We start from the raw sequence: 26,862 nt of genomic DNA on the forward strand, positions 1-26,862 counted from the left end.
ATCGATCGGCAACCGTCCGGTTGCCGTCCCGACGCGGCGGGCGCCGGCCTCACGGCCAGGCGCGCAGCAGCCAGTCGTTCAGCGTCTTGACGCGGTCCGGGTCAGCGCCGAGCGTGCCCGCCTTCCACACCGCGTACTGCAGCTTCTGCTCGGCCGTGCTGCGGTAGTCCGTGGACGCCATGACGTAGACGCCGGGTGACTTGAGCGTCAGCGGCTGCTTCGTCCGGTCCAGGCAGAAGCCGAAGCCGGCCGTGGGTTCGGCTTCGCCGAGGTCCATGTTGTTCGGGTCGCAGCGGCGCCAGATCGCTGGATCGGTGACCGTGTAGAGCTGGTTGAACTGTTTGAACGCGCCGTTGAGCAGCTTCAGCGTGAGACCGGCCTGCAGCTTGTCGAGGCGGCGGAACGGCGAGGTCTGCGTCGCCTGCGTGGAGACGGCCTCCATGAAGTTGATCGGGTTCAGGTGCTTGACCACCGCCGCCTTGCTGAAGCGTCCGCGGTTGTTGATGATCGAGCGGGTGTCCGTGGGCACCCACAACGGGATGCTGTTGTTGACGAACTGCGCCGACTTGATGCGCGCCTGCAGCAGGCGGATGTCGCTCATCAGCGCGGCCGTGGACTGCGCGGGCGTCGCGTCGCCCAGCGTCTGCGACAGCAGCGAGTCGAAGCCGGTCAGATAGGGCCAGTCCACCGAGAAGTTCACCCAGTCGCTCTGCGCGCCGGGATTGAGCGTGACCTGCATCTGGTACCAGGCGTTGGTCCGCGTGTAGGAGCCGAGCTTGTTGCCGGTCTCCCAGGCCAGCAGCCACTCGCGGGTGATCTTGCCGGTGGCGTCGGTGTCCTGCTGGTAGACCATGTGCGGCGCCAGGAAGAAGGCGCTGACGGTGTTGAACGGCCAACCGCGTTTCTCGCCCCGGCCGGCCCAGGTCTTGGCGGTCGCGTCGTAGTTGCCGATGAACCAGCGCTGGTCGCCTTCCAGCCCGTAGCGCTGCGCCCATTCCCATTGCTGGACGAGGTTCCACTGGAGCGCGTTGCCGACCACCCGCTCGATGAAGGCGTTGGTCGTGAAGGCGGCGGGCTCCGCGGCGATGCGGGCGGAGGAGGCGGACTTCAGCAGCTGCGCCGCGCCGACCTGCGCGCCGTACTGGCCCGTGGCCGCGATGTGGTTGCCGCGGCCGCCGCCGAGGAAGGCGTAGAGCTCGAAGCCGGAGGGCTGGAGCATCGACTGGATCTCGTTGCGCTGCTGTGGGGTCAGGTGGCTCCAGTCGCCGAAGGTGCCGGAGCGGTGGGACTCGAACCAGGCGGCGATCTTCTTCGAGGTGGCCAGCGGATCGAGGCGCCGGTTGTCGGCGGTGAAGGTCGCGCCCTTCTCGAACGACCCCGCCGCGTTGGCGCCGGTCGGCCAGATGTCCAGCGGATGCATCGCCGGCAGGTAGGAGTTCCAGTCCGGGAACTGGATCGGCAGCGGGATCTCGCGCGTGTTGAGCGTCGCGTCGGCGTCCATCACCTTGTCCACGTCGGCCTGCGTCAGCGCAAGCGCCGAGCCGTCGAGCGGCTTGCCGAACAGCGCCTTGACCGCGTCCGTCGGCGAGTCGAGGACCGCGTCCAGGCCGGCGCCCGCGGACCACTCCGTGACCGGCCTGCTGTCAAGACCTGGCCCCGGCTGATAGGGTGGATTCCACGGCGCGGCCTGCGCCACATGCGGCATCTCGCGCAGCGCGTAGCGCAGGTAGGCGGCGATCTGGCCGCCTTCGGCTTCGCTCAGGCCGTGGAAGCGCGAGCGCTGGACGATCGCGTTGTTGGAGTAGTTGAAGTACTGCAGGTCGCGGCCGTCCGACGCGTGGCAGGAGGCGCACGCCGCGCGGAGCTGGTGGTTCACCAGGGTGGACTTCATCAGGCGGTTCTCCGCCTTCCACAGCTTCTCGCCGGCGGCGACGTCGGCCGTCAGCGTGCGGCCGGCCACCTTCTCGGCGTTGATGTCGGCACGCGCCACAGCGTTGGTCGCCAAGCTCTGCCCCTGCGCGTTGCGGAACTGCAGGTCGATGATGCGGTAGCCGTTCGACTCGCCGTCGCTGCCGTTGAAGCGGAACTGCACGAGGTTCACGCCGCTGATCAAACGCGCGCGGGTGGCCGCGTCCAGCGTCAGCTTCATGCGGGCGGTGTAGAGGCCGCCGCCGCGCTGCAGGCCGCCCTGCACGCGCTCGGCGTCGGCGAGCGTCATCGTCGCGTCGGTGATGTCGATCCAGGGGATCGCGCTCGCGTTCGCTGCCGCGGTGCCGCCGAGGATGCGCAGGCTCGCCTTGACCTTGGCGGGCGTCTCGGTCGTGGCCTCGTACTCGGGCGGACCGAAGAAGCCGCAGCGATGGCAACGCAGCCACAGCTCGGTGGCGGCGCCGACGCCGTTCACGTCGAGCGTCAGGTTCGCCGTCGCCACCGTCGGCGCGCTGGGCAGGCCGGGGCCCAGCAGTTCAAGCGGCAGGCTCAGCGGGGTCGTGGCGGTCGGGCCCCCCGAGGTCGGCGGCGCAGGCGCCGGCGCTGGGGCCGGCGAAGGCGCGGGAGCGGGAGAAGGTGCTGGCGCGGTGGGCGTGGTCTGTGGCGGCGGTGCGGGCGGCGCAGGTTCAGGGTCCACCGGCGTGGTCGGCAACATCGGCGTGGACGGGGGCGGCGGGATTTCGGCGGTGGGGTCTCCGCCCGTGCCGCCGCCAGTGCCCGTCCCGCCAGTTCCAGTGCCGGCGCCGCCGCCGGTTCCCGGCTCCGTGGACACCGGTGGACTGGTCTGCGGTTTGGCTTCATCACCGTTCCCGCCGCCGCAGGCGCTCAAGGCCGTGAGCAGGGCAACGGCCAACGCGGCCCGGGTCGATCTGACGGCAGATCGGCGGAGCCACTCAGCGGTGGTGGGACGGGGAGCGAGCGCCATGCGGAATCCTCTCGGCGCTGAGGCCGGCGTGTTCGGTCCCGACGCGCAGGTCGTGCGTCAGGGCAGCGCATTAAAGTGGTCCGCTACTGGGCGCGTCAATCGATCCCGCCCCTCTGACATCGACCGTTACCCGTGTTGCGGAATCCGGCGGAAGGCACGCCACACGCCTACCTCTTGCGGGGGAGGCGAGGGCCCCCGAGAGCAGGTATCGCGCCATGAGAAAAGCCCCGCGGCGCTTGCGCGCCGGCGGGGCTTCGAGAGGCGATGAGCGCGCCGTCAGCCGACCAGGCCCAGGGCCCTCGGCAGCGCCAGCGACAGCGTCGGCCAGTAGGTGACCACCATCAGGAAGCCCAGCATCGTGAGCAGCCATGGCCACACGGCGACGGTGAGTTCGGTGATCCCCATCTTCGTGATCCCCGAGGCCACGTAGAGGTTCAATCCCACCGGCGGGTGGCAGAGGCCGACCTCCATGTTCACCGCCATCAGGATGCCCAGGTGCACCGGATCGACGCCCAGCTTGGCCGCCACCGGGAAGAGGATGGGCGCCATGATCAGCACGATCGCGGCGGGGTCCATGAAGTTGCCCGCGCCCAGCAGGATCAGGTTGACCAGCAGCAGGAAGACGAACAGCCCGAAGCCCTGCGCCGACATCCACGCGGCCATCGTCTGCGGGATCTGCTCCGACGCCATCAGGAAGCTGAACAGCACCGCGTTGGTGATGATGTAGAGCAGCATCGAGCTCATCGCCGCGGCCTTCAGCAGCACCTTGGGCACGTCCTTCAAGCCCATGTCCTTGTAGACGAAGACCGAGATGATGAAGGCGTAGACGGCGGCCACGGCGGCGGCCTCGGTCGGCGTGAACTTGCCGCTGTAGATGCCGCCGATGACGACGACGATCAGCATCAGGCCCCAGAAGCTGTCGCGGAAGGCCTTGAAGCGTTCACCCCAGGTGGCCTTGACCATGCGCGGGTAGTCGTACTTCTTGGCGCGGTACCAGGTGGTGATGCCCAGCAGGATCGACAGGCACACGCCCGGCACGACGCCGGCCATGAACAGCTGGCCGACGGACGCGGTGCCGACGACTTCGCCGTGCGGGCCCGTGGCCGACATGCCGGCGGTGGCGATCGAGAACATCACCAGGTTGATCGACGGCGGGAACAGGATGCCCAGCGCGCCGGACGTGGTGATCACCCCGGCCCCGAACTGCTTCGGGTAGCCCTGCTTGGTCATCGCCGGCAGGATGATGGAGCCGACCGCGACGACGGTCGCCACCGACGAGCCCGAGATCGCCGCGAACATCGCGCAGGCCAGCACGCCGGCCAGGCCGAGCCCGCCGTACCAGTGACCGATCATGGTCGTGGCGAAGTGGATGATCCGCCGCGCCACCCCGCCGTGCGTCAGGAAGTTGCCCGCCAGGATGAAGAACGGGACGGCCATGATCTCGAACTTCTCGATGCCGGTGAACAGCTTGAGCGCGACCGATTCGATCGGCACGTTCGTCATCGTGAAGAGGTAGGTCAGGACCGTCAGGCCCAGCGAGATCGAGATCGGCATGCCGGTGAGCATCAGCACCACCAGCAGCGAGAAGATGATCAGCGTGTTCATGCGCGGTCTCCCTTCGAAGCTTCCTCGGCCGTCTTGGCCGAGCCCACCGCGGCGACGTCGTCCTCGATGCCTTCGACGTGGCCGTGGTCCGCATGCGGCGCTTCACCGGTGCGGATGAAGGTCCAGCACACCTGCAGGAAGCGGAAGCACATCAGGTAGGACCCCAGCGGCACGCAGGAGTAGGCGATCCAGGTCGGGATCTCCAGGTCGGGCGAGGTCGGGCCTTCGAAGAGGTCGGGGTTCTCGATGCCCAGCGCGTGCGTGAACGCGTAGTGCGCGCCGTTCTCCCACACGAAGGTCGCACCCAGCGTGCCCACCGTCGCGGTGAAGAGCGCGCCGGCCAGCAGACTGAAGATCACGAGGTACTTCGCGTGCTCGGGCTTGAGCTTGCGCACCACCACGTCGACCCCGACGTGCGTCCCGGCGCGAACGCCGTAGGCGGCGCCGAACTTGGCCATCCACACGAACATGTAGATGCACAGCTCCTGCGCCCAGCTCACGTCGATGCGGATGACGAAGTCCTGCACCGCCGGCACGCCGGCCAGGAAGCGGTGCAGCACGGCCATCGCGATCACCAGCGTCGCGGCGCCCATGAGGAACGCAATGAGCGTCTCCTCCAATCGATCCAACCATCTCAGGGACATGGCGATCTCCTTCAGACAAAGAAAAGCCGCGCCGCCCTAGGCAGGGGCGCGGCACTGGACGCCGCCGCAGGCGGGCGGACCGATCAAGCGGAGCCCGGAGAACTGGCTCCGCCAGGCTCCTGGGCTCGCCCCCTTGAGGGGGCCGGCGTGAGCCGGTAGGGGGTGGGCCTTACTTCGTCGGGGGCACGAAGCCGGCGGCCTTGTAGGCGGCCTCGACGGTGGCCTTGCCCACGCGCGACTCCATCTCCTTGTGGACCGGCATCAGCGCCAGCTTCCACTCGTTCACTTCGGCCGGCGTCAGCGTGTAGATGGTCGTCTTGCCGCTGGCCTTGATCTTCTCGAAGGCCTGCTGGTTCTCGGTCTGCGCGATCGCGTTGGCGTAGGTGGTCGCGTCCTTGACGCTGCTGTCGACCACCGCCTTCAGGTCAGCCGGCAGGCCGTCGTAGAACTTCTTGTTGATGATCAGCGCATAGGCCAGGTGGCCGTGGTTGCTGATCGTCGTGTGCTTCTGCACCTCGTAGGTCTTCTGCGTGTAGAAGTTGGACGGCACGCCTTCGGTGCCGTCGACCACGCCAGACTGCAGCGCCTGGTACAGCTCGGAGAAGGCCATCACCTGCGGGATCGCGCCCAGCGCGCGCATCTGCGCGTCCAGCACCTTGGAGGACTGGATGCGCATCTTCAGGCCCTTGAAGTCCGCCACATGGTGCAGCGGCTTGTTGGCGCTCATGATGTGGAAGCCGTTGTCCCAGAAGGCCAGGCCCTTGATGCCCTTGGGTTCGAGCTTCTTGAACAGCTCCATGCCCAGCGTGTTGGTCGTGTTGCGGAACGACGCGTCGTCCTTGAACAGGAAGGGCAGGTCGAAGACCTCGAACTCCTTGACGCCCAGCGGGCCGAACTTGGCCAGCGACGGGGCCAGCATCTGGACCGAACCCAGCTGCAGCGCCTCCAGCTCTTCCTTGTCCTTGTAGAGCTGGCTGTTGGGGTAGACCTCGACCTTCAGCCGGCCCTTGCTGCGTTCCTCGGCGAGTTCCTTGAAGCGCTGCGCGCCCTTGCCCTTGGGGGTGTCGGGGGCGACGACGTGGCTCAGCTTGATCACGATCGGCGCCTGGGCGAAGGCGGTCGCGGCGGTGCCGAGGCCAGCACACAGGCCGACGGTGGCGAGGGCGGCCGACAGCAGCAGGCGGCGGGGGAAATTGGCGGACATGCGGTCTCCTAGTGTTCTTCGGAATCCGCCGACCAGGTGCAGTGACGAAGGCGCAGTGACGACCTGTCGCGGAATGTGGCGGATTGTGGAAATCCGGTCCCCGCGCCGCCAGTTGTGGACTTCCACATTGGGGAAACACGCAGCGCACAGGGCCCGGCGTGCGCTCTGCGCAGCGCCTAGACTGCCGCCATGGCCGTGTCCCGACGTCTCCTCCAGCTGTTCAAACGCGCGAGCTGGGCCCTGCCGCTGCTGCTGGCGGTGGCCTTCGCCGCGTCGGTCGGCGTGTGGCTGCGGCTGAGCGACATGCGCGACCTGGAGGAGGAACGGCTCACGCTGATCGCCGATTCGCTGTCGCTGGAGGCGCGCATCTCCGACTGGCTCAATGCGGAGCACGCCGCGGTGGACCGGCTCGCGCAGCAGCTGCCGGGCAACGTCGACGACCACATGCTGCTGAACCATCGCGCGGTCGCCGAAGGCCTGAGGCGGCTGTGGGTCAGCGTCACGGTGCTGGACGGCAACAACCGCGTCATCGCGCATGTGCCGCAGCAGATGCCGCAGGCGGTGGCGCCGTCGAGGGAGCGCAGCGGCGTGAGCCTGGACGAAGGCGGCCTGACCGCGCACTGGAGCTCGCCGCGGCCGCAGGGCGGCCGGCTGGTCGTGCGCTTCGCGCCGAGCGCGCTGCTGCGGCAGACGCTGCCGTGGTGGCTCTCGCAGAAATACGACGTGCGGCTGGTCGATGGACTCGGGCAGCGGCTCGCGCAGACGGGCGACGCGCTCGTGCTGCCCGACACGCAGAGCTACCGCGTCAGCGTCGATCCGGCGATGCGCGAGACCTGGCTCGAGCTCAACACCCGCGTGCCGCATCGCCCGTGGTGGTACACGCTGGCGGCGGGGTTGATGGGCGTGTTCCTGCTGCTGTCGGCGCTGGCCAGCGGGATGCTGCGCCGGCAGATGCGCGAGGTGCGGCGCGCCGAAGGCGAGGCACGCACCGAGGCGGCGTGGCGCCGCGCGGTCGAGGATTCGTTGACGGTGGGCCTGCGCGGTCGCGATCTGGATGGCCGGGTGACGCATCTGAACCGCGCGTTCTGCGATCTGGTGGGCTACAGCGCCGAGGAGCTGCTCGGCAGCCTGCCGCCGATGCCCTACTGGCTGCCCGACGAGATGGAAGACAGCCTGCGCCGCCACCAGCGCAACATGGCCGGCGGCGCGCCGCGCGAGGGTTACGAGGCGCGCTGGATGCACCGCGAGGGCCACGTGCTGGACGTGATGATCTTCGAGGCGCCGCTGGTGGACGCGAACGGCGTGCAGATCGGCTGGATGGGGTCCATCGTCGACATCAGCGCGCGCAAGCAGACGGAAGAGCGCGACCGGCGTCGCACCGAGGCGCTCGCGCATCAGGCGCGGCTGAGCACGCTGGGCGAGGTGGCGTCGGCGCTGGCGCATCAGCTGAACCAGCCGCTCGCGGCGATCGCCGGCTACAACGCCGGGGCCTTGCGCTCGCTGGAGCGCGCCGGCCAGGCCGACGAGATCGTGCTGGAGGCGCTGCGACGGCTCGGCGAGCAGGCGCAGGAGGCGGGGCGCATCGTGCAGCGCATCCGTGCCTTCGTGACGCGGCGCGCGCCGCAGCCGGAGCGCTGCGCGGTGCCGGACCTCGCGGCGCGGGTGCTGGCGCTGCTCAAGCGCGACCTGCGCGGCGTGCTCATCGATGTGACGATGCCGCCCGGTCTGCCGGACGTGCAGGCCGACGCGGTGCTGATCGAGCAGGTGCTGATCAACCTGGTCCGCAATGCGCTCGACGAATTGCACGGCCGGCCGGGCGCGCAGGTGCGCATCGCCGCGCAGCGCGTCGGCGAGCGCTTCGTGCGGGTCGATGTCGACGACAACGGCGCCGGCCTCCAGGGGCGCGGCATCGATCAACTGACGACCGCGTTCTATTCGACGAAGTCCGAGGGCATGGGCATGGGATTGGCGATCTGCCGTTCGGTGATCGAGGCGCACCACGGCGGCATGGAAGCCGGCGCGAGCGCGCTCGGCGGCGCGAGGATCAGCTTCACGCTGCCGCTGTGCCCGGGGCAGGGCGCGTGCGACGGCAGCGAGATCGCCAGCGGCAGCGGCGCCGGCGCCGGCATGGGTGTTGGGGCTGACATTGACCGCGGCATCGGACAACACAAGGAGGGCGCGCGATGAGCGACCCACAGGCGACGGTCCACCTGGTGGACGACGAGGCGGCGGTGCGCGACGCGCTGGCCTTCCTGATGCGCACGCACGGGTTGCGGGTGGAGCCGCACGCGAGCGGCCCGGCGCTGTTCGAGGCGCTCGATCGCGCGATCGAACCGCACGGCTGCATCGTGCTGGACGTCCGGATGGAGCCGCTGTCCGGCCTTCAGGTGCACGATGAGCTGATCGCGCGCGGCGTACCGCTGCCGGTGATCTTCCTGAGCGGTCACGGCGACATTCCGATGGCGGTGGACGCGATGCAGAAGGGCGCGCTCGACTTCGTCGAGAAGCCGTTCAACGACCAGGCGCTGGTCAACAAGGTGCAGCGCGCGATCGCGACGGACATCCATCGCTGGCGCGAGTCCCGCGTCCACGCGGACGTCGCCGGCAAGCTCGCCAGCCTGACCGACCGCGAACGCGAGGTTGCGGTGCTGGTGGCGGCCGGCAAGCTCAACAAGCAGGTCGCCGACGAACTCGGCATCGCGATCCGCACGGTGGAGGTCCACCGCGCGAGAGCGTTCACCAAGCTCGGCCTGCGCTCCGCGGCGGAGCTGGCGACGATGCTGGAGCGGTTTGAGGTGAAGCGCTAGAAGAGCGGCTCAGTGAGCCGCCAGCCGACGCGGGATGAGCTTGATGCCAAGCGCGCTGGAGACGGCCAGCAATGTCTTCAAGGTCGGATGCCCGCCTGCGCTGCATTCGCGGAGAAGTTCCTCGCCAGAGAGTCCGCACGCCAGTGCAACTTCTTCGATCCCTTTGGCACGAACAGCGACGCCCAAGGCGTGCGCCAAGTACGCTGTGTCATTCGCCTTCAGGGCTTCATCGAGATAGATGGCGATGGCCTCGACGCTGTCGAGGTCATCCACAGAATCAAACGTCGTATAGGTCAGGTGCATGCATGCAGCGTATGCCGCACGCGGTCATGCAGCACTGATCACAAGCGATACGTTGCTTCCGCCGAATGCGAAGGAATTGCTGACCATTGACTTGGATGAGTCGAAGGCTCGCGGTTCGCGGATCACGTCGGCGACTTCCTCGAGCACGCTCGTGCTGACGTGCGCGCTTGGCGGGAGCTGACCGCGACGCATCGCCTGGACGCAGGCGACCAGTTCCAGCGCACCGCCGGCACCGATCAGGTGGCCGTGCAGCGCCTTGGTCGCGCTGACCGGCACGCCGCGCACGCCGAAGACGCGTGCCAGCGACTCGGCCTCGACCGTGTCGCCGACGTCCGTCGCCGTGCCGTGCGCATTCACGTAACCGACCTGCGAGGCCTCGATCCCCGCATCGGCCAGCGCGGCGCGCAGCGCGCGCTCCTGGCCGTCGGCGTCGGGCCGCGACAGGTGGACCGCGTCGACGCTATGCCCGTAGCCGGCCAGCACGGCAAGCGCCGACGCGCCGCGTGCGCGGGCGTGGCTCGCCGTCTCCAGCACCAGCGCCGCCGCGCCCTCGCCCAGCACCAGGCCCTTGCGCGCATCGTCGAACGGCCGGCAACTGCGCGACGGATCCTCCGGATCCGCCGGCGCCATCACGCCCATCGCCTGCCACGCGGCCACCGAGCCCGGGTTCAGCATCGCCTCCGAGCCCCCCACCAGCGCCACATCCGCGCGGCCCTGGCGCAGCAGCATCAGCGCCTCGCCGATCGCCTGCGCCGACGAGGCGCAGGCGTTGGAGATCGTCAGCATCGCCGCCTTCAGCCCGTACTTCATCGCCAGGTGCGACGCGGCCGAGTTGCTCATCACCCGCACCACCGTGTACGGATGGATGCGCGGCGTCTCCTTCGTCAGGTGCTCGGCGTACGACTGCTGCAGCGCGTTCGACCCGCCCAGGCCCGTGCCCCAGGCCACCGCCGCCCGCTCCGGCGTCGCCGACGTCGCCGGCAGGCCGGACTGCGTCCAGGCCTCTCGCGCCGCGTGCAGCGCCATCAGGCTGTGCCGGTCGTGCAGGTTGCGCTGCGCCGGCGGCATGTCCTGCCCCAGCGGCTGCGTCACCGCCGCCGCCGCGAACGGCGCCACGCCGCGCGTCGGTTCTCCCGGCTGCAGCGTGATCCCCGACCGCCCCTGCGCCAGCGCCTCCGCCAGCGAGTCCGCGTCCGGGCCGAGCGCGCTGCAGGCGCCGATGCCGGTGATCCATACCGCTTCCGGGCTCATGCCGGCACCGGCGCTCAGGCGGCGACGGCCGCGGGCGTGCCGGCGGCCTTGGCGGCCAGCTGCGCGTCCACGATCGCGGCCAGGCCGACGATCGTCGGCTGCTTCATCGCGGTGTCGTGGTCGATCTCGATGTGGAACTTGTCCTCCACCGCGAACATGAAGTCGACCAGCATCAGCGAGTCCAGCCCCAGTTCGGCGAAGGTGACGTCGTCCTTCAGTCCGTCGTCGGTCATGCCCAGCTCGTGGCAGGCCAGTTGACGAAGTTGATCAAGCGTGTTGCTCATGGCGGTGGTCCTCGGTCGTGGTCAAAGAAGCAGGGTGTTCGGGTAGTGCCTCGACCGGCACCATCCGCTGCAGGAACTGGCGCGCCGCCTGGGTGACGGCGCCGCGTTCGTTGTCCAATGTCAACATGTGATAGCTGTGATGGAACCAATGCACCTCGGGCGTCGTGCCCAGGTGGCGCTGCAGGTCCAGCACCGAGCGGGGGCCGCTGACGTCGTCCTCGCTCGCATGCAGGACGACGGCGGGCGCGTCGATCTCGCCCAGCCGGCGGCGCACGAGGCGGATCATTCGCGAAGCCTGGTACAGGGACGCGGCCGGCAGCCGGTCCGCGCCGGCCGCGGAGACGTGGCTCGAATTCATCGCCTGGGCGACCCACTCGCGCAGCCGCTCGTTCTTGATGCCGTAGGGCGGCGTCTCGCGGAAGGACAGCCACTGGCGCAGCGGCGGCACGTAGGCCAGCGGCAGCAGGCGGCGCCACGGCGAGACGTTCCAGCCGTCGAAGTGCAGGCTGGTGGACAGCAGCATCAAGGCGGCCGCCGGTCGCTTCAGCGCGAGGGCCAGCGCCAGCACGGCGCCCATCGACAGGCCGCCGACGGCCACGCGGCTGTGCTTCGCGGCCAGCGCGTCGAAGTGCGCGGCGGCCAGGTCGACCCAGGCCTCGAAGGGCGGAACCGGACGGCGGGTGGGTTGGTCGACCGCCGGCGCGCCGGCGGCCGGGGGCACGACGCCGTAGCCGTCCAGCGCGGGCGCTTCCACGACGTAGCCGGCGTCGCGCAGGGCGCGGGCCAGCGGCATCATCTCCAGCGGGTTGGCGCACAGGCCGTGCAGGAGCAGCACGGCGGGGCGCGGATCCGGTCGGGAAGGACCGTCGAGGGGGGCGGTGTTCGGCATGAGCGGCAGTCTGTCCAAGCTCGCTGTTGCGGACTTGACGCCAACCTGTCCGCAAGCTGTCAGTGCCGTTGCCCTCAGGTTTCTGACAGGTGGTCGATTGGCCGCCGCAAGGCTCTAGGCTTATGCTGCCGCTCCATGCGAATCCTCCTGGTCGAAGACGATGAGTTCCTGGCGGAGTCCACCGCCCGGGCCCTGCGCTCACAGTCCTGGGTCGTGGACGTGAGCGCCCGCGGCGAGCCCGTGCCGCTGTCGCTGCGCGAAGACCGTTACGACCTGCTCATCCTGGACATCGGCCTGGCCGGCATCGACGGTTTCGAGACGCTGCGGCGCGTGCGCGCCCAGGGCAGCACGACGCCGGTGCTGCTGCTGACGGCGCGCGACGCCGTCGAGGACCGCGTGCGCGGCCTCGAGGGCGGCGCCGACGACTACCTGGTCAAGCCCTTCGCGCTGAGCGAGCTGATCGCCCGGGCCCGCGCGCTGGTGCGCCGCAGCCAGGCCCGCACCGGCAACGAGCTGCGGCTCTCGTCGCTGCGGATGGACCTGGAGGCGCGCCGCGCCTACATCGCCGAGGAGCCGCTCGCGCTCTCCGCCCGCGAGTGGGACGTGCTGGGTTTCCTGCTGGCGCGCGCCGGCAAGGTGGTGGCGAAGGAGCAGATCGCCTCGGCCAGCAACGGCTGGGAGCAGGGCGTCAGCGACAACGCGATCGAGGTCTGCGTCTCGCGCCTGCGCGCCAAGATCGAGCCTGCCGGCCTGCAGCTGCGCACCGTGCGCGGCCTGGGTTATCTGCTGGAAGAGATGCCGCCCGCGCCGGCGGCCAAGGCCTGACCCCCGCGGCATGACCGAGTCGTCCCCGCCAGGTGGCGCCCCCACCGGAAGCCGGCCCTCGGGAAGTCCCCGATCCGGCGGCGGCCGCACCTTCAGCCTCAAGCAGCGGCTGCTGATCTGGCTGATGTTCCCCGTGCTGGTCGCGGTGCCCGCGGCCGGCTTCATGCTGTACCGCGTCATGCACGACACGGCGATCTCCTGGCTCGACCAGGCGCTGGGCGACACCGCGCTCGCCGTGGCCAGCCTGCTGAGGGAGCGGGACGGGCAGGTCGTCGTCGACGTCTCGGGCCCGACCGATCGCGCGCTGCGCTTCGACCGGACCGACCGCGTCTACTACCTGGTGCTTGATCCGGCGGGCGAGGTGCTGCTCGGCGACGCGCAGCTCGCGCGGCTGAAGCTGCCCAAGCGCCAGCCCAACGAATGGTTCTTCACGCTGGCGACGCTGGACGGCGAATCGCTGCGCGCGGCGGCGCTCGGCGCCACCTGCGGCGACCGGCATGTCTGCCAGATCCTGGTCGCCGAGACGCTGAACAAGCGCGACGCGCTGCAGCAGCAGCTGCTGGTGGTCGTGGGTCTTTTGATCGGCGGCATGGCGGTGTTGCTGGCGGGCGCCGGCTGGTGGGCGACCTACCGGGGCCTGAGACCGCTGTCGCAGCTGAGCGCGGAGCTGGAGCAGCGCGACCTCGCGCGCCTGGAGCCGCTGCAGCACGACGTGCCGGGCGAACTGAAGCCGCTGATCGCGGCGTTCAACCGGCTCTTCGAGCGGCTGCGGCGGGCGTCGTCGGCGCAGCAGGACTTCCTGGCGAATGCGGCGCATCAGCTGCGCACGCCGCTGACGTCGCTGCGGACCGAGATCGACCTGGCACTGCTGGAGCCGCACGACCCGCAGATGGAGCCGGTGCTGAAGCGGCTGCAGGGCTCGGTGGACCGCAGCGCGCGCCTGGCGACGCAGATGCTGTCGATCGCGCGCGCCGAGGCCGAGCCTGGCGGCCGCGAGCAGCCGCTGGATCTGCGCGACATCGCCGCGCAGGTGGCGGAGGACTGGGTGCCGCGCGCGTTGCAGGCGGGCGCGGACCTCGAGTTCGAGCTCGAGAGCGCGCCGACGCTGGGCCAGAGCTTCCTGCTGCGGGAGCTGCTGGCCAACGTGCTGCACAACAGCCTGAACTACGCCGGGCCGAATCCGCGCATCACGGTGCGGACCGGCAGCGACGGCGACTGGGCCCGCATGGAGGTCGAGGACAACGGTCCCGGCATCCCGCCGCAGGACCGCGACCGCGCACTGCGCCGCTTCGAGCGCGGCAGCGAGTCCAAGGGGACGGGCAGCGGCCTGGGCCTGGCGATCGCGGTGGACATCGCGCAGCGGCACCGCGGGATGCTGGAGCTGCTCGACGCGACGACGGGGCAGGGGCTGCGGGTGCGGCTCAGCGTGCCGAGGTTGATGCCGGCGTCCTGACCTCCCGCCGGGGCACGTGCGGGTTGCCGGGCACGGGCAACCGCAACAAGGGAAATCTTCAGACGCCGGTCATGGGGTCGTCACCGCGCGTCGACACACTCGCAGGTGTCCTCCATCACTCTGCCTGCCCTTGGCCGCGCTTCCCCGTGAACACTGATCGCATCGACTTCCAGGCCGCTCATGGCCGTCATTTCTCTGCTGCACCCTGGGCGGGCTTCCTGACCCTCGGCTTGACCTTGACCTTGACCTTGACCCTGACCGCCTGCGGCGGCAGCGACAGCGGCAGCGAGCCTGAGCCCGGCGCCTGGACGACCGGCGACCTGCATGTGCACACCGTTCAATCGGACGACTCGCGGACGACGCAGACGCTGGACTTCGTGCTGGGCAAGGCCTTCACCACCTACGGGCTGGACTGGATGGCGGTCAGCAATCATCTGCGCTCCTCCAAGTACGACAACGACGCCAGGCTCCTGCCGGCCCCCGTGGCCTTCGCCTACGGCATGGAGTCGTACGAGATGCCTCGCATCAAGGCGCTGCAGGCCTCCGGCAGCTACGACAAGAAGCTGATCTTCTCCGGTTTCGAGTGGGACACGCCCACCCATGACCACATCGGTGTCGGCATCTTCGAAGGGGGTTCGACGTTGGGCACCTCCGTCAGCGCCACGAAGGAGTTCCAGTACGTCTTCACCACCGGCGACGAGTCGCTGTTCAAGGCGGAAGACGTGACCCGCTGGAAAGCCAAGTACAGCCAGCGCGCCAACACCACCGCCGCCGACGCGCTCAAGGGCATCGCCTGGCTGAAGGACAACTACCCCGACACGAGCTACGCGGTCATCAACCACCCGTCGCGCAATCCCGGCAAGTACACGATCGCCGACTTCCGGCAGATGAATGACCTGGCGCCGAAGATCGTCTTCGCGATCGAAGGCATGGTGGGCAACCAGATGGAGCCCAACCGCGGGGGATACACCTCGGCTTACGTGGACGCGAACAAGCCCAACCGCACGTACGGCGGCACCGACTACGTCGTCGCGCAGCTCGGCGGTGTGTGGGATGCGCTGCTCGGTGAGGGCCGGCGCATCTGGAACGTCGCGGACTCCGATTCTCATTTCGAGATCGATGCCGCCGGCAACAGCAGCGGCTACTACCCGGGCGAGTACGCGAAGAACCATGTGTGGCAGCCCGAGGGCAGCACCGGCGTCGCCGGTCTGCTGAGCAGCCTGCGCGCGGGACGCAGCTTCGGCGTGTTCGGCGACCTGATCCAGGCGCTGGACTTCACCGCCGCCGCCGGTGGGGGCAAGGCGGCCATGGGGCAGGAACTCGTCGCCGGCGCGGGACAGACCGTCACGGTCACGATCCGCTTCAAGAGCCCGCCGGTGAACAACTATCAACGGCCGGTCAACAGCGGCAACCTCGGCAACATGGTGCCGAAGGTGCATCACGTCGACCTGATCGTCGGTGACGTCGGTGGCAAGGCCACGCCCGGAACGCCGGCCTACGACGTGGCGACGAACGCCTCGACCCGTGTCCTGAAGCGCTTCACCAGCGCCGACTGGACCTTGGGCGCCGACGGCTACTACAGCATCACGACCACGCTGGTGGCCGGCAGGAACCAGTACCTCCGACTGCGCGGCACCAATCTGGCCGAGGACGTGCCCGGCCTGAGCGCCGGCGGCGAGCCGCTCGCCGACCAGCCGGTGAACACGACCGACAACGCCACGCGCCACGACCAGATCAACGACCGCAACTACGGCAACCTGTGGTTCTACTCGAACCCGATCTTCGTCAGCGTGAAGTGAGCGTGCCGGCGCGGGCGAGCCGCCCGCGCCGCTTGCCTTGCCGCTTGCCTGGCCGTTTGTCCCGCGGACGCCGCCCCAGCCCATCGACGGTCCCGTCGCGGCGTCCAGCTCCGGGGTGATGATCAGGCAGCACGGCTGCCCCAGGTACTCGAGCGACACCGCATTCACCACGGCGGGGTGGGTGTCGCCGCTGGCATATCCTCCCGTGGATCTGGCCGGCCCTCGCCAGCCTGGATTCGCATCGCCATGACCATCCGCATCGTCCAACTCGGCGTCACACCGCGCCTGCCTGATGAAGGCCCTCGTCTTGGCACCGTTCGCCGCCCTCCGCGCGGGGTCCGCAAGGAGGATTACGGGCGTCTGGACTACTACGACAGCTGGCTGCCGCTGCTGTCGCCCAGTGCGGAGCTGATGGCCCAAGGTCGGGCCGCCGAGGACGACAAGCAGTGGAACGCCTTCGCCCGTGCGTATCGCAAGGAGATGAGCGAATCCGCGCCGTCGCAGATGCTGGACACGCTGGCGGCGCTGTCGCACTCGTCCAATCTGTCGATGGGCTGCTATTGCGACAACCCGCTGCGCTGCCATCGCAGCCTGCTCACGCAGTTGCTGACGGAACGCGGCGCCGCATTGAGCAGCGAGTGAGGTCAGCGGGCTGACTCGAACGCGATCGCGTCGAACATCCGCTGCAGCTTGTCGACGCGTGTCGGCGCGAGGAACTGTCTGGCCCACGCGAGTCGCCCCATCAACGGCGAGCGGAGCGCCGGGTCGACGGCGGCAAGCGCGCCCAGCCGACGCAGCTCGGCCTTCAACCGATCGAAGTCCTCGCGCGCGAGGTTCGGCTTCTCATTGACGACGACGCCGGTCACCTGCTGCCGGCCGCCCGAGGGCATCGCACGCGTCTTGTCGCGGCGCAGGCGGAAGCCCTCGTCTTCGACGATCGCCTGGACCCAGGCGCGGAACTCGCGCTGGTCCCGGCGCAGCGTGGCAGGGCCTGAGAACACCAGGTCGTCCGCGTACCGCGAGTAACGCGCGCCGAAGCGATGGGCGAGTCCGTCGAGCCGCAGGTCGAGCGGGAACGCACACAGGTTGGCCAACGCGGGCGACGTCGGCGCCCCCTGCGGTAGATGCGGCGAGGCGAGCCGCTTCGCGCCGTCGAAGTCGATCGATCCGTCCTCGCGCAGGCGCTCTCGAACCGGCGCCGGCGTGCGCGCGGTGCAGAGCGTCGTCAGCCGCTCGACGACGGCGTCGGAGAACCCCAGCGTCCGGAACGTGGCCGCGATCCGCGCGCGTCCGATGCTGGGAAAGAAGTCGCGCAGGTCGAAGCGGATGACGAAGTCCTGGCCGACGTGGACCGCCGCATTCGTCGCGACATTGCGGCCGGGCACGAATCCGTGGGCAGTCTCGTGACACGGCAGCGTGTTCAACAGGCCGTCGAGCAGGCGGCGTTGGACGGCCTTCAGGCGCGGCAGCGGTGCTTCGATCAGGCGCAGGCCGCCGCGGCGCTTCGGAACGAGCAGGCAGCGGTAGTGCGGTGTCGGCGCGACATGCGGTCGCTGAGGCGTGGCGACCGCCTCGCGGTAGTGACGCGAGGGTCCGGCGAAGTGATCGAGCTCGTCCAGCGTCAGGCCGAGCCACGTCGCCAGGTCGGCCTCGGTCGGCCAGTGCGGCAGGACGAGGTGTTCCAGCGCGAAGGGCAGCGGCCGCATCCGCGAGGGTCGCAGCAGGAGGCGGCGCATTTCCGGTCGAGGGAACCGTTCCGCATCGAAGCCTTCATGGAAGGCGTTGAGCTCCAGGAGCGCGAAGGCGAAGCTGCCGACCGTGTGCGCGCGCCACACCGGCCCGGGCCATCGCGCGAGGTCCTCGCACAGCGGCTTCAGCCACGGGCGTGCCTCGGCACCCAGGCACTGCTCGGCGCGCGCCAGCAGCGCATCGGCCTCGCGCGCGCGCGGCGACTGGTCGTCGGCCTGCAGCGCGCGGGCGAGCGAGATCGCGATCCAATAGTGATGGGTCAGCGGCACGGCGCGTGGAGCAACGTTCAGGGCAACATGGGGGGCAACAGGTGACCCCCGGATGCGCCGCCAACTGACGGGTCTCGACGGTTACAGGTCCGCGCGGTAGCGCGGTGCCGGTATCAGCGCCGGATGGATAGCGAGAGAAAGCGCCGCGGGGAATCCCCGCAGCCGGAGGCGCGAACGCTTCCGAAGGCTTGGCGGCGACCGGAGGTCGGCGGCGATTATGGGCGCGAGCCGTGACGCCGCTCAAGCGGCGTCGGGCCGGCGTGAAGACTCACGCCTCGACCGCGACCCTCAAGCCGCGCTCAACACCGCCTGCTTCGACGCATTCGCCTGCAGCGGGATGTATTCCGCGTCCGATTCGGTGCGCTTGGCCTCGCAGCTCGCGACCAGTTGCTTCTGCCATTGCGAATGGCGCTCGAACAGCTCCGCGATCCAGTCGACGAACACCCGCAGCTTGGTGCTCAGGTGCCGGTTCGGCGGGTACACGACGTACAGCGGCAGCGGATCCGATTCCCAGTCGCAGAGGAAGGGCACCAGCTCGCCCGAGTCGATGTGCGGCTTGATCATGAAGTACGGCGCCTGGATCACGCCCAGCCCCGTCAGGCCCGCCGTCATGTACGCGTTGCCGTCGTTGACCGAGACCTTGTAGTGGCCATAGATCTCGTAGCGCTGGCCGTTCTTGCTGTAGTCGAACGGGAAACGCTTGCCGGTGCGCGTCGAGAAATAGCTGACCACGTGATGCTGGTCCGATTCCAGGTCCAGCGGATGCTGCGGCAGCCCATGCTGCTGGATGTAGGCCGGCGATGCGCAGCAGCCGTAGCCCCAGTCGCCGATGCGGCGCGCGACGAGTGACTGGTCGGTGATCTCGCCGCCGCGCACGACGCAGTCGACGTTGTCGCCGATCAGGTCCACCGGCCGGTCCGACACGCCGAGGTCGATCTGAATGTCCGGATGTCTTGCATAGAACTCCGGAAGTGCGGGAATCAGCAGCAGGCGCGCCACGGACGAGGCCACGTCCACGCGGATCCGCCCCTTCGGCGCCGCGCGCGCATGCGACACGGAGCCCTCGAGCTCCTCGATGTCCGACAGCAGCCGCGTCACCCGCTCGTAATACGCGGCACCATCCGGCGTCACGCTGACGCGCCGCGTCGTGCGGTTCAGCAGCTTGACCTTGAGGTGGTCCTCCAGCGACTGGATCAACCGCGTCACCGCGGTCTTGGGCAGGTCCAGCGATTCCGCCGCCCGCGTGAACGTCCCGGCTTCCACGACGCGCGCGAAAGCTTGCATGGCATTGAGCTTGTCCATCCGTGACCCCTTCTCACCCTGACTGCTGCGGCTGCTCGCCGCCACTGCTATCGACACCACGGCGCGTCTGCGCGCGCGCGAGGTCGCCATCGTGCCCGATCGATTGTTTCGTCGATGAAACGCTGATGCGCGTCCCGGGCTGTTTATCGGACGGCGTCCATTGTCTAAATTTCGCTGCATTGCAACATGAACCGGCCTGCCCCCACGCGGAGCAGGCCTTTGGCCCTGCCATGGATGCGCTGCCGCTGACCTCCTGCCACGACGACCTCCTGCCCGCCGGCGACGGCGTGGTGCCGGTGCGCGTGTACAAGGGCGCGGCTCGCCGCAAGGATGCGCCGGTCGTCATGCACCTGCACGGCGGCGCCTTCACGGAGGGGGGCCTGGACAGCGGCGAACTGGTCTCGCGGCTGCTGGCGGACGCGGGCGCCGTGGTCGTCGACGTGGACTACCCGACCGGCCAGGAATACGTGTTCCCGACCGCGCTGAAGACGCTGGATGCGTTGCTGGCGGGCCTGCACAAGGCGCGGACCCGGCTCTCCGGCAAAGGCGCGCCGCTGGTCGTCGCCGGTGAAGAGGCGGGCGGCAACCTCGCCGCCGCGCTGGCGCTGATGGCGCGCGACCAGGGCCACCGCAAGCTCTCCGGCCAGATCCTGATCGGGCCGATGCTCAACCCGTGCATGGGCACCGCCTCGCTGCGCCAGGCCGACGCCGGTTACGGCGAATGCCGATGGATGCACGGCTGGCGCGCCTACCTCGGCGAATGCGAGGACGGCGACCATCCCTACGCCGCGCCGGCCAACACCGGCCGCCTCGCGGGCCTGGTGCCGGCGCTGGTCGTCAGCGCCGACGACGACCCGATGCGCGACGAGGCGCTGGCCTATGCCCGCGCGATGAAGCGCGCCGGCGTCGACGTGCAGCAGGCGCTGATCGCCGGCCCCAGCGGCTGGCCCTGCAGCCTGATGAAGCTGCCCTCGCTGTCCGCCCTCCAACTGCCGTGGGCGAGCGCCCTGCGCCAGAAGCTGGCCGATTTCCTGTCCCTGATCCCACCGGCCGGCAAACCCCGGCTGCAACCCGCCTGACCCCAAGAGCCCTCAAAGAACTCCCAACGTCTACCCCCGTCACCGGAGCACCCACCATGAACAAGAAGATCTTTGCCACCTCGCTCACCGCCGTTGCCGCGGTCGTCGGGGCCCTCGTCGTCGGCCTGCACAGCCAGCAGGCGGTCGCGAATCAACCGTCGGGCGCGCCGCAGGCGATTCCCGTCTCCGTCGCCACCGTCGCGAGCCAGGAAGTGGCCGCGTGGGACGAGTTCTCGGGCCGCCTGGAGGCTGTCGAGCGCGTGGATGTCCGCGCCCGCGTCTCCGGTGCCGTGCAGTCGGTGCATTTCCGGGAAGGGGCGCTGGTGAAGTCCGGCGACCTGCTGATCACCATCGATCCCGCGCCCTACCAGGCCGAGGTCGATCGCGCCGAGGCGCAGGTGCTGGCCGCGCAGGCCCGCGTGACGTACTCGAAGAGCGAGCTGGAGCGTTCCACCCGCCTGTGGAGCGAGCGCGCCATCGCGCAGCGCGAGCTCGACGAGCGCAGCAACGCCTCCAATGAAGCCAACGCCAACCTGCGCGCCGCGCAGGCCGCGCTGCAGTCGGCCAAGCTGAACCTCGGCTACACGCAGGTTCGCGCGCCGGTGGCCGGCCGTGTCGGCAAGCTGGAAGTCACGCAGGGCAACCTGGTGGCCGCCGGTCCCGGCGCGCCGGTGCTGACGACGCTGGTCTCGGTCAGCCCGATCTACGCGAGCTTCGACGCCGACGAGGGCACCGTCGCCCGCGCGCTGAACGAGCTGCACGGCAACGCCAAGATCGCCGCCGGCGACCTGTCGAGCATCCCCGTGCAGATCGGCACCGCGGCCACCGCCGACACGCCCTTCAACGGCAAGCTGCAGCTGATCGACAACCAGGTCGACGCCCGCAGCGGCACGGTGCGCGTGCGCGCGGTGCTGGACAACAAGGACGGCGCGCTGATCCCGGGCCAATTCGCCCGCATCCGCCTGGGCCAGGCCAAGAAGAGCGCGGCCGTGCTCGTCAACGAGCGCGCGGTCGGCACCGACCAGAACAAGCGCTTCGTGATGGTGGTCGGCGCGGACAACACGCTGAGCTACCGCGAGGTCCTGCTGGGCGCCAACGTCGACGGCCTGCGTGTCGTGACGTCGGGCCTGAAGGCCAACGAGCGCGTGGTCGTCAACGGCCTGCAACGCGTGCGTCCTGGCGCGCTGGTCGCTCCGACCATCGTCCCGATGAACGCCAAGGCAGAAATCCAAGCCAAGGACGGCGCCCCCAAGGCGGACAAGACCTGACCTGAACCCGAAGGGACGGGCAAGACCCGTCCCCCTGGGGCTCCGGACAGCCTTCGGGGCGGCGCGACGCCGCCCCGCGGGGGACCCTTTGCCGTTTTATCCAGTCGACTTGAAAGACTGACATGAATCTCTCCAAATTCTTCATCGACCGCCCGATCTTCGCGGGCGTGTTGTCGGTGCTGATCTTCGTCTCCGGGCTGCTCGCCGTGCGCGTGCTGCCGATCTCGGAATACCCCGAAGTCGTGCCGCCGCAAGTGGTGGTGCGCGCGCAGTACCCCGGCGCGAACCCCAAGGTCATCGCGGAAGCCGTGGCCACGCCGCTCGAGGAATCGATCAACGGCGTCGAAGGCATGCTCTACATGGGCAGCCAGGCGACCACCGACGGCCTCATGACGCTGACGGTCACCTTCAAGCTGGGCACCGACCCGGACAAGGCCCAGCAGCTGGTGCAGAACCGCGTCTCGCAAGCCGAGCCGCGCCTGCCCGAGGAGGTCCGCCGACTCGGCCTGACGACGGTCAAGAGCAGCCCCGACCTGACCATGGTCGTGCACTTGCTGTCGCCCAACGACCGCTACGACATGACCTACCTCCGCAACTACGCGGTGCTGAACGTCAAGGACCGCCTGGCGCGGATCCAGGGCGTGGGTCAGGTGCAGCTGTTCGGCTCGGGGGACTACTCGATGCGCATCTGGCTGGACCCGCAGAAGGTCGCCGAACATGGCCTGTCGGCCAGCGACGTCGTCCAGGCGATCCGCGAGCAGAACGTGCAGGCGGCCGCCGGTGTCGTCGGCGCCTCGCCGGGCCTGCAGGGCATCGACCTGCAGCTGCCGATCAACGCGCAAGGCCGTCTGAACAACGAGCAGGAATTCGGCGACATCATCGTCAAGTCCGGCGCCAACGGCCAGGTGACGCGTCTGCGCGACCTGGGCCGCATCGAACTGGGCGCCGCGGAATACGCGCTGCGCTCGCTGCTGGACAACAAGTCCGCGGTGGCGATCCCGATCTTCCAGGCCCCGGGCTCGAACGCGATCGAGATCTCGAACAACGTCCGCGCCACGATGGCCGAGCTGAAGAAGGCCATGCCCGAAGGCGTGGACTACTCCATCGTCTACGACCCGACGCAGTTCGTGCGGGCGTCCATCGAGTCCGTGGTCCACACGCTGCTCGAAGCGGTGGCGCTGGTCGTGCTGGTCGTGATCCTGTTCCTGCAGACCTGGCGCGCGTCCATCATCCCGCTGCTGGCGGTGCCGGTGTCCATCATCGGCACCTTCGCGGTGATGCATCTCTTCGGTTTCTCGATCAACGCGCTGTCGCTGTTCGGCCTCGTGCTGGCGATCGGCATCGTGGTGGACGACGCGATCGTGGTCGTCGAGAACGTCGAGCGCAACATCGAGGCGGGCCTGAGTCCGCGTGAAGCGACCTACCGCGCGATGCGCGAAGTGTCCGGCCCCATCATCGCGATCGCGCTGGTGCTGGTCGCGGTGTTCGTGCCGCTGGCCTTCATCACCGGCCTGACGGGCCAGTTCTACAAGCAGTTCGCGCTGACGATCGCGATGTCGACGGTGATCTCGGCGGTCAACTCGCTGACGCTGTCGCCCGCGCTGGCCGCGATGCTGCTCAAGGGCCACGATGCGCCCAAGGACTGGCTGACCCGCGCGATGGACAAGGTGCTGGGCCGCTTCTTCGGCGGTTTCAACAAGCTGTTCAACCGCGGCGCCAAGGCCTACAGCGGCGGCGTGACCAAGGCGATCTCCCGCAAGGTGATCATGCTGCTCATCTACGCCGGCCTGCTGGGCCTGACCGTGGGTCTGTTCAAGGCGGTGCCGAGCGGCTTCGTGCCGGGGCAGGACAAGCAGTACCTGATCGGCTTCGCGCAGCTGCCCGACGGCGCGACGCTGGACCGCACGGAAGACGTGATCCGCCGCATGAGCGAGATCGCGATGAAGACCCCCGGCGTCGAGCACGCCATCTCGTTCCCGGGTCTGTCGATCAACGGCTTCACCAACAGCTCGAACTCGGGCATCGTGTTCGCGTCCTTGAAGTCCTTCGACGAGCGCACCGGCAAGGGCCTGTCGGCCGGCGAGATCGCGGCCAAGATGAACGCCGACTTCGGTCAGCTCCAGGACGCCTTCGTCGTGATGTTCCCGCCCCCGCCGGTGCAAGGCCTGGGCACGACCGGCGGCTTCAAGTTCCAGCTGGAAGACCGCGGCGGCCTCGGCTACGAGGCGCTCGACCAGGCGGTCAAGGCCTTCATGGCCAAGGCCCAGAAGGCGCCGGAACTGGCGGGTCTGTTCAGCAGCTACCAGGTGAACGTGCCGCAGCTGTACGCCGACCTCGACCGCACCAAGGCGCGCCAGCTGGGCGTGGCGGTGACGGACGTGTTCGACACGATGCAGATCTACCTGGGCTCGCTGTACGTCAACGACTTCAACAAGTTCGGCCGCACCTACACGGTCCGCGTGCAGGCGGATGCCGCCTACCGCGCCCGTGCCGAGGACGTGGGCCTGCTGAAGGTGCGTTCGGCCTCGGGCGAGATGGTGCCGCTGTCGGCGCTGATGAAGGTCCAGCCGAGCTTCGGTCCGGAACGCGCGATGCGCTACAACGGTTTCCTGTCGGCCGACATCAACGGCGGCGCCGCACCGGGCTATTCGACCGGCCAGGCGCAGGACGCGGTCGAGCGCATCGCCGCGGAGACGCTGCCCCCGGGCATCAGCTATGAATGGACCGAGTTGACCTACCAGGAGATCCTGGCCGGCAACTCCGGCGTGTGGGTCTTCCCGCTGGCCATCCTGCTGGTGTTCCTGGTGCTGGCCGCGCAGTACGAGAGCCTGTCGCTGCCGGTGGCGATCATCCTGATCGTGCCGATGGGGCTGATGGCCGCGATGACCGGCGTGTGGCTCAGCCACGGGGACAACAACGTCTTCACGCAGATCGGGTTGATCGTGCTGGTGGGCTTGTCGGCGAAGAACGCGATCCTGATCGTGGAGTTCGCCCGCGAGCTTGAATTCGCCGGCAGGACGCCGCTGCAGGCGGCCATCGAGGCGAGCCGGCTGCGTCTGCGTCCGATCCTGATGACGTCGATGGCATTCGTGATGGGGGTGCTGCCGCTGGTGCTGGCCACGGGCGCGGGCGCCGAGATGCGCAACGCGATGGGCGTGGCGGTGTTCGCCGGGATGATCGGCGTGACGGCCTTCGGCCTGTTCCTGACGCCGGTGTTCTACGTGGTGGTGCGTCGCCTGACCGGCAACAAGCCGCTCAAGCAGCACGGCGAGGTGCCGCATGACGTCGAGGCCTTCGTGCAGCCCGAGCAGGGCGCGGGTCACGACTTCGGCCCGGGCGGCAATGCCCGTCCGCATCCCGCCGCGCCGCGCCACGAGCACGAGTAAAAGGATTCGATGCCATGAAAACCAAACTGATGATGACGACGCTGCTGGCGGCCCTGGTGCTGGCCGGTTGCGCGACACCGCCGCCGATCGACGAATCGCGCCTGCCGGCCACGCCGACGGCCTTCAAGTCGCAGGCGACCGCGACGGTCGGCGAGGCGCGCTGGGCGGTGGCCCCGCCGGCTGATGCCGAGCCGCGCGGCGACTGGTGGCTCGCGTTCGGCGATGCGACGCTGAACGATCTGATCCGCCGCTCGCTGGTCAACAACAACGATCTGCAAGGCGCTGCGGCGCGACTGGCGCAAGCACGCGCCCTGCTGCGCAGCACGAATGCGGATCGCCTGCCGCAGGTCGGCGCCAGCGCCGGCGCCACGCGCGGCACGGTAGCGGGCCAAGGCCCGGCCGCCACGACCGTCTACAACGCCGGTCTGGGCGCGAGTTGGGAGGTCGACCTGTCCGGCCGCCTGTCGGAAGCGACCCGCGCGGCTTCGCTGGATGCGCAATCGCGTGAAGCGCTGCTGCAGTCCACGCGGCTGATGGTGCAGGCGGACGTGGCGCAGACCTACCTGGCACTGCGCTTCGCCGACCAGGAACGTCGCCTGGTGCGCGACACGGTCGCGGCCTACCGCGAGACCCTGGCGCTGACGCAGCGTCGCTATCAAGCCGGCGACGTCGCCGAACTGGACCTGGCGCGCGTGCAGACGGAAGTCGCCGCGACCGAGGCCGAGGCGATCAGCCTCGACCGCCGCCGTGCCGAGCTGGAGAACGCGCTGTCGGTGCTGCTGGGCGAGCCGGCGTCGGGCTTCAAGGTGGCAGAAGACACGGCGCTCGCCCCGCTGCCGTCGATCCCCTCGGGTCTGCCGAGCACGGTGCTGGCGCGTCGCCCTGACGTGGCCGCGTCGCAGCGCAGCCTGCTGGCGGCACAGTCGCGGGTGGGCGTGGCGCAGGCCGCGTGGTTCCCGAGCCTGTCGCTGACGGCCAACGGTGGCTACGCGTCGCCGGAGCTGAGCGACGTCTTCCGCTGGTCGGCGCGCGCGTGGTCGGTCGATGCGCTGCTGTCGCTGCCGATCTTCGACGGCGGCCGCCGCAAGGCGGGCGTGGAGTCGGCGAAGGCGGGCCTGGACCTGGCGATGGCCAGCTACCGCCAGCAACTGCTGCTGGCGCTGCGCGAGGTCGAGGACTCGCTGGTCGGTCTGCAGACCTTGTCGCAGCAGGCGGAAGTGCAGGGCCAGGCGGTGCAATCGTCGACGCGCGCGACGGCGCTGTCGGACTCGCGCTACCGCAACGGGCTGGTCAGCCAGCTCGACCTGCTCGACGCGCGCCGCAGCGAGCTGCGCAACCGTCGCGCGGCGCTGCAGGTGCAGGCCGCGCAGTACCAGGCGACGGTCGGACTCGTCCGCGCCCTGGGTGGCGGCTGGCAGAACACGCCGGCGTAAAGCCCATGCCGGGCAAGACCCGGCACCGTCATCGCAACCGGACCTTTACCGGTGCCCCTTTGGGCGTGCAGGAGTGCACGCCCTTTTTTCGTTCGTGGCCTGCTCGGGCTTGAAGGGATGCGGCGCGCGACCCTGCCTAGAATCTCCGCAACCGAAAGGAAGCATGAAAACGGTCTGGATCATCGACGGCGCCTACCTGTTCAACGTGGGTCGCGGCCGTCCGTTCGACTATCTGAAGCTCAAGAACGAGCTCGTCCAGCGCAACGGTGGTCCGATCTACGAGAGCTACTACCTGAACTCCACGCGCGACCTAGCGACGGATCTGTTGATTCCCGCGCGATCCTGACCCACCGTTTCCATCCAATCTTGACCCACACTTGTTCGAGCCACTGAGGCTC

Annotated in this window: 21 protein-coding genes; 11 read left to right on the top strand and 10 right to left on the bottom strand. The window is 69.3% G+C overall.

Annotated features, from left to right (window positions below):
* Positions 1–49 precede the first annotated feature (49 nt).
* The 4 genes from AC07PR_RS28995 to AC07PR_RS29010 all read right to left on the bottom strand — a co-directional run bounded on the left by AC07PR_RS28995 (position 50) and on the right by AC07PR_RS29010 (position 6,367).
* Positions 50–2,626 carry a hypothetical protein gene (locus AC07PR_RS28995; protein WP_495137324.1) on the bottom strand — a complete coding sequence of 859 codons (2,577 nt, stop codon included), beginning with the start codon at positions 2,624–2,626 and terminating at the stop codon, positions 50–52.
* Positions 2,627–3,190: 564 nt separating this feature from the next.
* Positions 3,191–4,519, bottom strand: coding sequence for a TRAP transporter large permease (locus AC07PR_RS29000; protein WP_088404913.1), 1,329 nt, complete (start codon positions 4,517–4,519; stop codon positions 3,191–3,193).
* Complete coding sequence (locus AC07PR_RS29005; protein WP_495137343.1) at positions 4,516–5,157, bottom strand: TRAP transporter small permease; 642 nt, start codon at positions 5,155–5,157, stop codon at positions 4,516–4,518. The genes AC07PR_RS29000 and AC07PR_RS29005 overlap by 4 nt, the downstream gene beginning before the upstream one ends.
* Positions 5,158–5,332: 175 nt before the next feature.
* Positions 5,333–6,367 (bottom strand): TRAP transporter substrate-binding protein, encoded by a 1,035-nt coding sequence (locus AC07PR_RS29010; protein WP_495137325.1) that lies wholly within the window; start codon positions 6,365–6,367, stop codon positions 5,333–5,335.
* A gap of 189 nt (positions 6,368–6,556) precedes the next feature.
* Here AC07PR_RS29010 and AC07PR_RS29015 point away from each other — a divergent pair, with 189 nt between their 5' ends.
* The gene (locus AC07PR_RS29015; protein WP_495137326.1) at positions 6,557–8,554 is read left to right on the top strand and encodes a PAS domain S-box protein; all 1,998 of its coding nucleotides are present in this window, start codon (positions 6,557–6,559) and stop codon (positions 8,552–8,554) included.
* A complete protein-coding gene (locus tag AC07PR_RS29020; protein ID WP_495137327.1) occupies positions 8,551–9,174 on the top strand; it encodes a response regulator transcription factor in 624 nt (207 codons plus the stop codon). The genes AC07PR_RS29015 and AC07PR_RS29020 overlap by 4 nt, the downstream gene beginning before the upstream one ends.
* Before the next feature lie 9 nt (positions 9,175–9,183).
* On the opposite strand, the gene AC07PR_RS29025 is transcribed toward AC07PR_RS29020, so the two are convergent.
* The 4 genes from AC07PR_RS29025 to AC07PR_RS29040 are packed head-to-tail and all read right to left on the bottom strand — an operon-like array spanning position 9,184 to position 11,901.
* On the bottom strand, positions 9,184–9,477 hold the full coding sequence (locus AC07PR_RS29025) for an addiction module antidote protein (RefSeq protein WP_495137328.1): 294 nt from the start codon (positions 9,475–9,477) through the stop codon (positions 9,184–9,186).
* A 24-nt stretch (positions 9,478–9,501) separates the two neighbouring features.
* A complete protein-coding gene (locus AC07PR_RS29030; RefSeq protein WP_495137329.1) occupies positions 9,502–10,728 on the bottom strand; it encodes a beta-ketoacyl-[acyl-carrier-protein] synthase family protein in 1,227 nt (408 codons plus the stop codon).
* 14 nt (positions 10,729–10,742) lie between these two features.
* Complete coding sequence (locus AC07PR_RS29035) at positions 10,743–11,012, bottom strand: acyl carrier protein (RefSeq protein WP_377157679.1); 270 nt, start codon at positions 11,010–11,012, stop codon at positions 10,743–10,745.
* Positions 10,996–11,901, bottom strand: coding sequence for an alpha/beta hydrolase (locus AC07PR_RS29040; RefSeq protein WP_495137330.1), 906 nt, complete (start codon positions 11,899–11,901; stop codon positions 10,996–10,998). Before AC07PR_RS29040 ends, AC07PR_RS29035 begins: the two co-directional genes overlap by 17 nt.
* Before the next feature lie 135 nt (positions 11,902–12,036).
* Between AC07PR_RS29040 and AC07PR_RS29045 the strand changes: the two genes are divergently transcribed.
* From AC07PR_RS29045 to AC07PR_RS29060, 4 genes are all read left to right on the top strand, one after another.
* Positions 12,037–12,726: a response regulator gene (locus AC07PR_RS29045; protein ID WP_431101668.1), complete on the top strand. Its 690-nt coding sequence runs from the start codon at positions 12,037–12,039 to the stop codon at positions 12,724–12,726.
* Between the two features lie 10 nt (positions 12,727–12,736).
* Entirely contained in the window at positions 12,737–14,179 is a 1,443-nt protein-coding gene (locus AC07PR_RS29050) for a sensor histidine kinase (protein WP_495137331.1), read from the top strand.
* A gap of 218 nt (positions 14,180–14,397) precedes the next feature.
* The gene (locus AC07PR_RS29055) at positions 14,398–15,978 is read left to right on the top strand and encodes a CehA/McbA family metallohydrolase domain-containing protein (protein WP_495137344.1); all 1,581 of its coding nucleotides are present in this window, start codon (positions 14,398–14,400) and stop codon (positions 15,976–15,978) included.
* Positions 15,979–16,224: 246 nt separating this feature from the next.
* Positions 16,225–16,620, top strand: coding sequence for a DUF488 domain-containing protein (locus AC07PR_RS29060; RefSeq protein ID WP_483108853.1), 396 nt, complete (start codon positions 16,225–16,227; stop codon positions 16,618–16,620).
* A 2-nt stretch (positions 16,621–16,622) separates the two neighbouring features.
* On the opposite strand, the gene AC07PR_RS29065 is transcribed toward AC07PR_RS29060, so the two are convergent.
* Together AC07PR_RS29065 and AC07PR_RS29070 are read right to left on the bottom strand one after the other, a co-directional pair.
* Complete coding sequence (locus tag AC07PR_RS29065; RefSeq protein ID WP_495137332.1) at positions 16,623–17,996, bottom strand: reverse transcriptase family protein; 1,374 nt, start codon at positions 17,994–17,996, stop codon at positions 16,623–16,625.
* Between the two features lie 288 nt (positions 17,997–18,284).
* Positions 18,285–19,280 (bottom strand): LysR family transcriptional regulator, encoded by a 996-nt coding sequence (locus AC07PR_RS29070; protein WP_377157672.1) that lies wholly within the window; start codon positions 19,278–19,280, stop codon positions 18,285–18,287.
* 248 nt (positions 19,281–19,528) lie between these two features.
* On the opposite strand from AC07PR_RS29070, the gene AC07PR_RS29075 reads away from it, so the two are divergent.
* From AC07PR_RS29075 to AC07PR_RS29095, 5 genes are all read left to right on the top strand, one after another.
* Complete coding sequence (locus AC07PR_RS29075) at positions 19,529–20,377, top strand: alpha/beta hydrolase fold domain-containing protein (protein WP_377157670.1); 849 nt, start codon at positions 19,529–19,531, stop codon at positions 20,375–20,377.
* Between the two features lie 56 nt (positions 20,378–20,433).
* A complete protein-coding gene (locus AC07PR_RS29080; protein ID WP_431101675.1) occupies positions 20,434–21,645 on the top strand; it encodes an efflux RND transporter periplasmic adaptor subunit in 1,212 nt (403 codons plus the stop codon).
* Between the two features lie 122 nt (positions 21,646–21,767).
* On the top strand, positions 21,768–25,031 hold the full coding sequence (locus AC07PR_RS29085; RefSeq protein WP_377157667.1) for an efflux RND transporter permease subunit: 3,264 nt from the start codon (positions 21,768–21,770) through the stop codon (positions 25,029–25,031).
* Between the two features lie 14 nt (positions 25,032–25,045).
* A complete protein-coding gene (locus AC07PR_RS29090; protein ID WP_495137333.1) occupies positions 25,046–26,464 on the top strand; it encodes an efflux transporter outer membrane subunit in 1,419 nt (472 codons plus the stop codon).
* A 163-nt stretch (positions 26,465–26,627) separates the two neighbouring features.
* On the top strand, positions 26,628–26,810 hold the full coding sequence (locus AC07PR_RS29095) for a hypothetical protein (RefSeq protein WP_495137334.1): 183 nt from the start codon (positions 26,628–26,630) through the stop codon (positions 26,808–26,810).
* Positions 26,811–26,862: the final 52 nt, after the last annotated feature.

The organism is Roseateles sp. GW821-FHT09H11 (genome assembly GCF_059415845.1).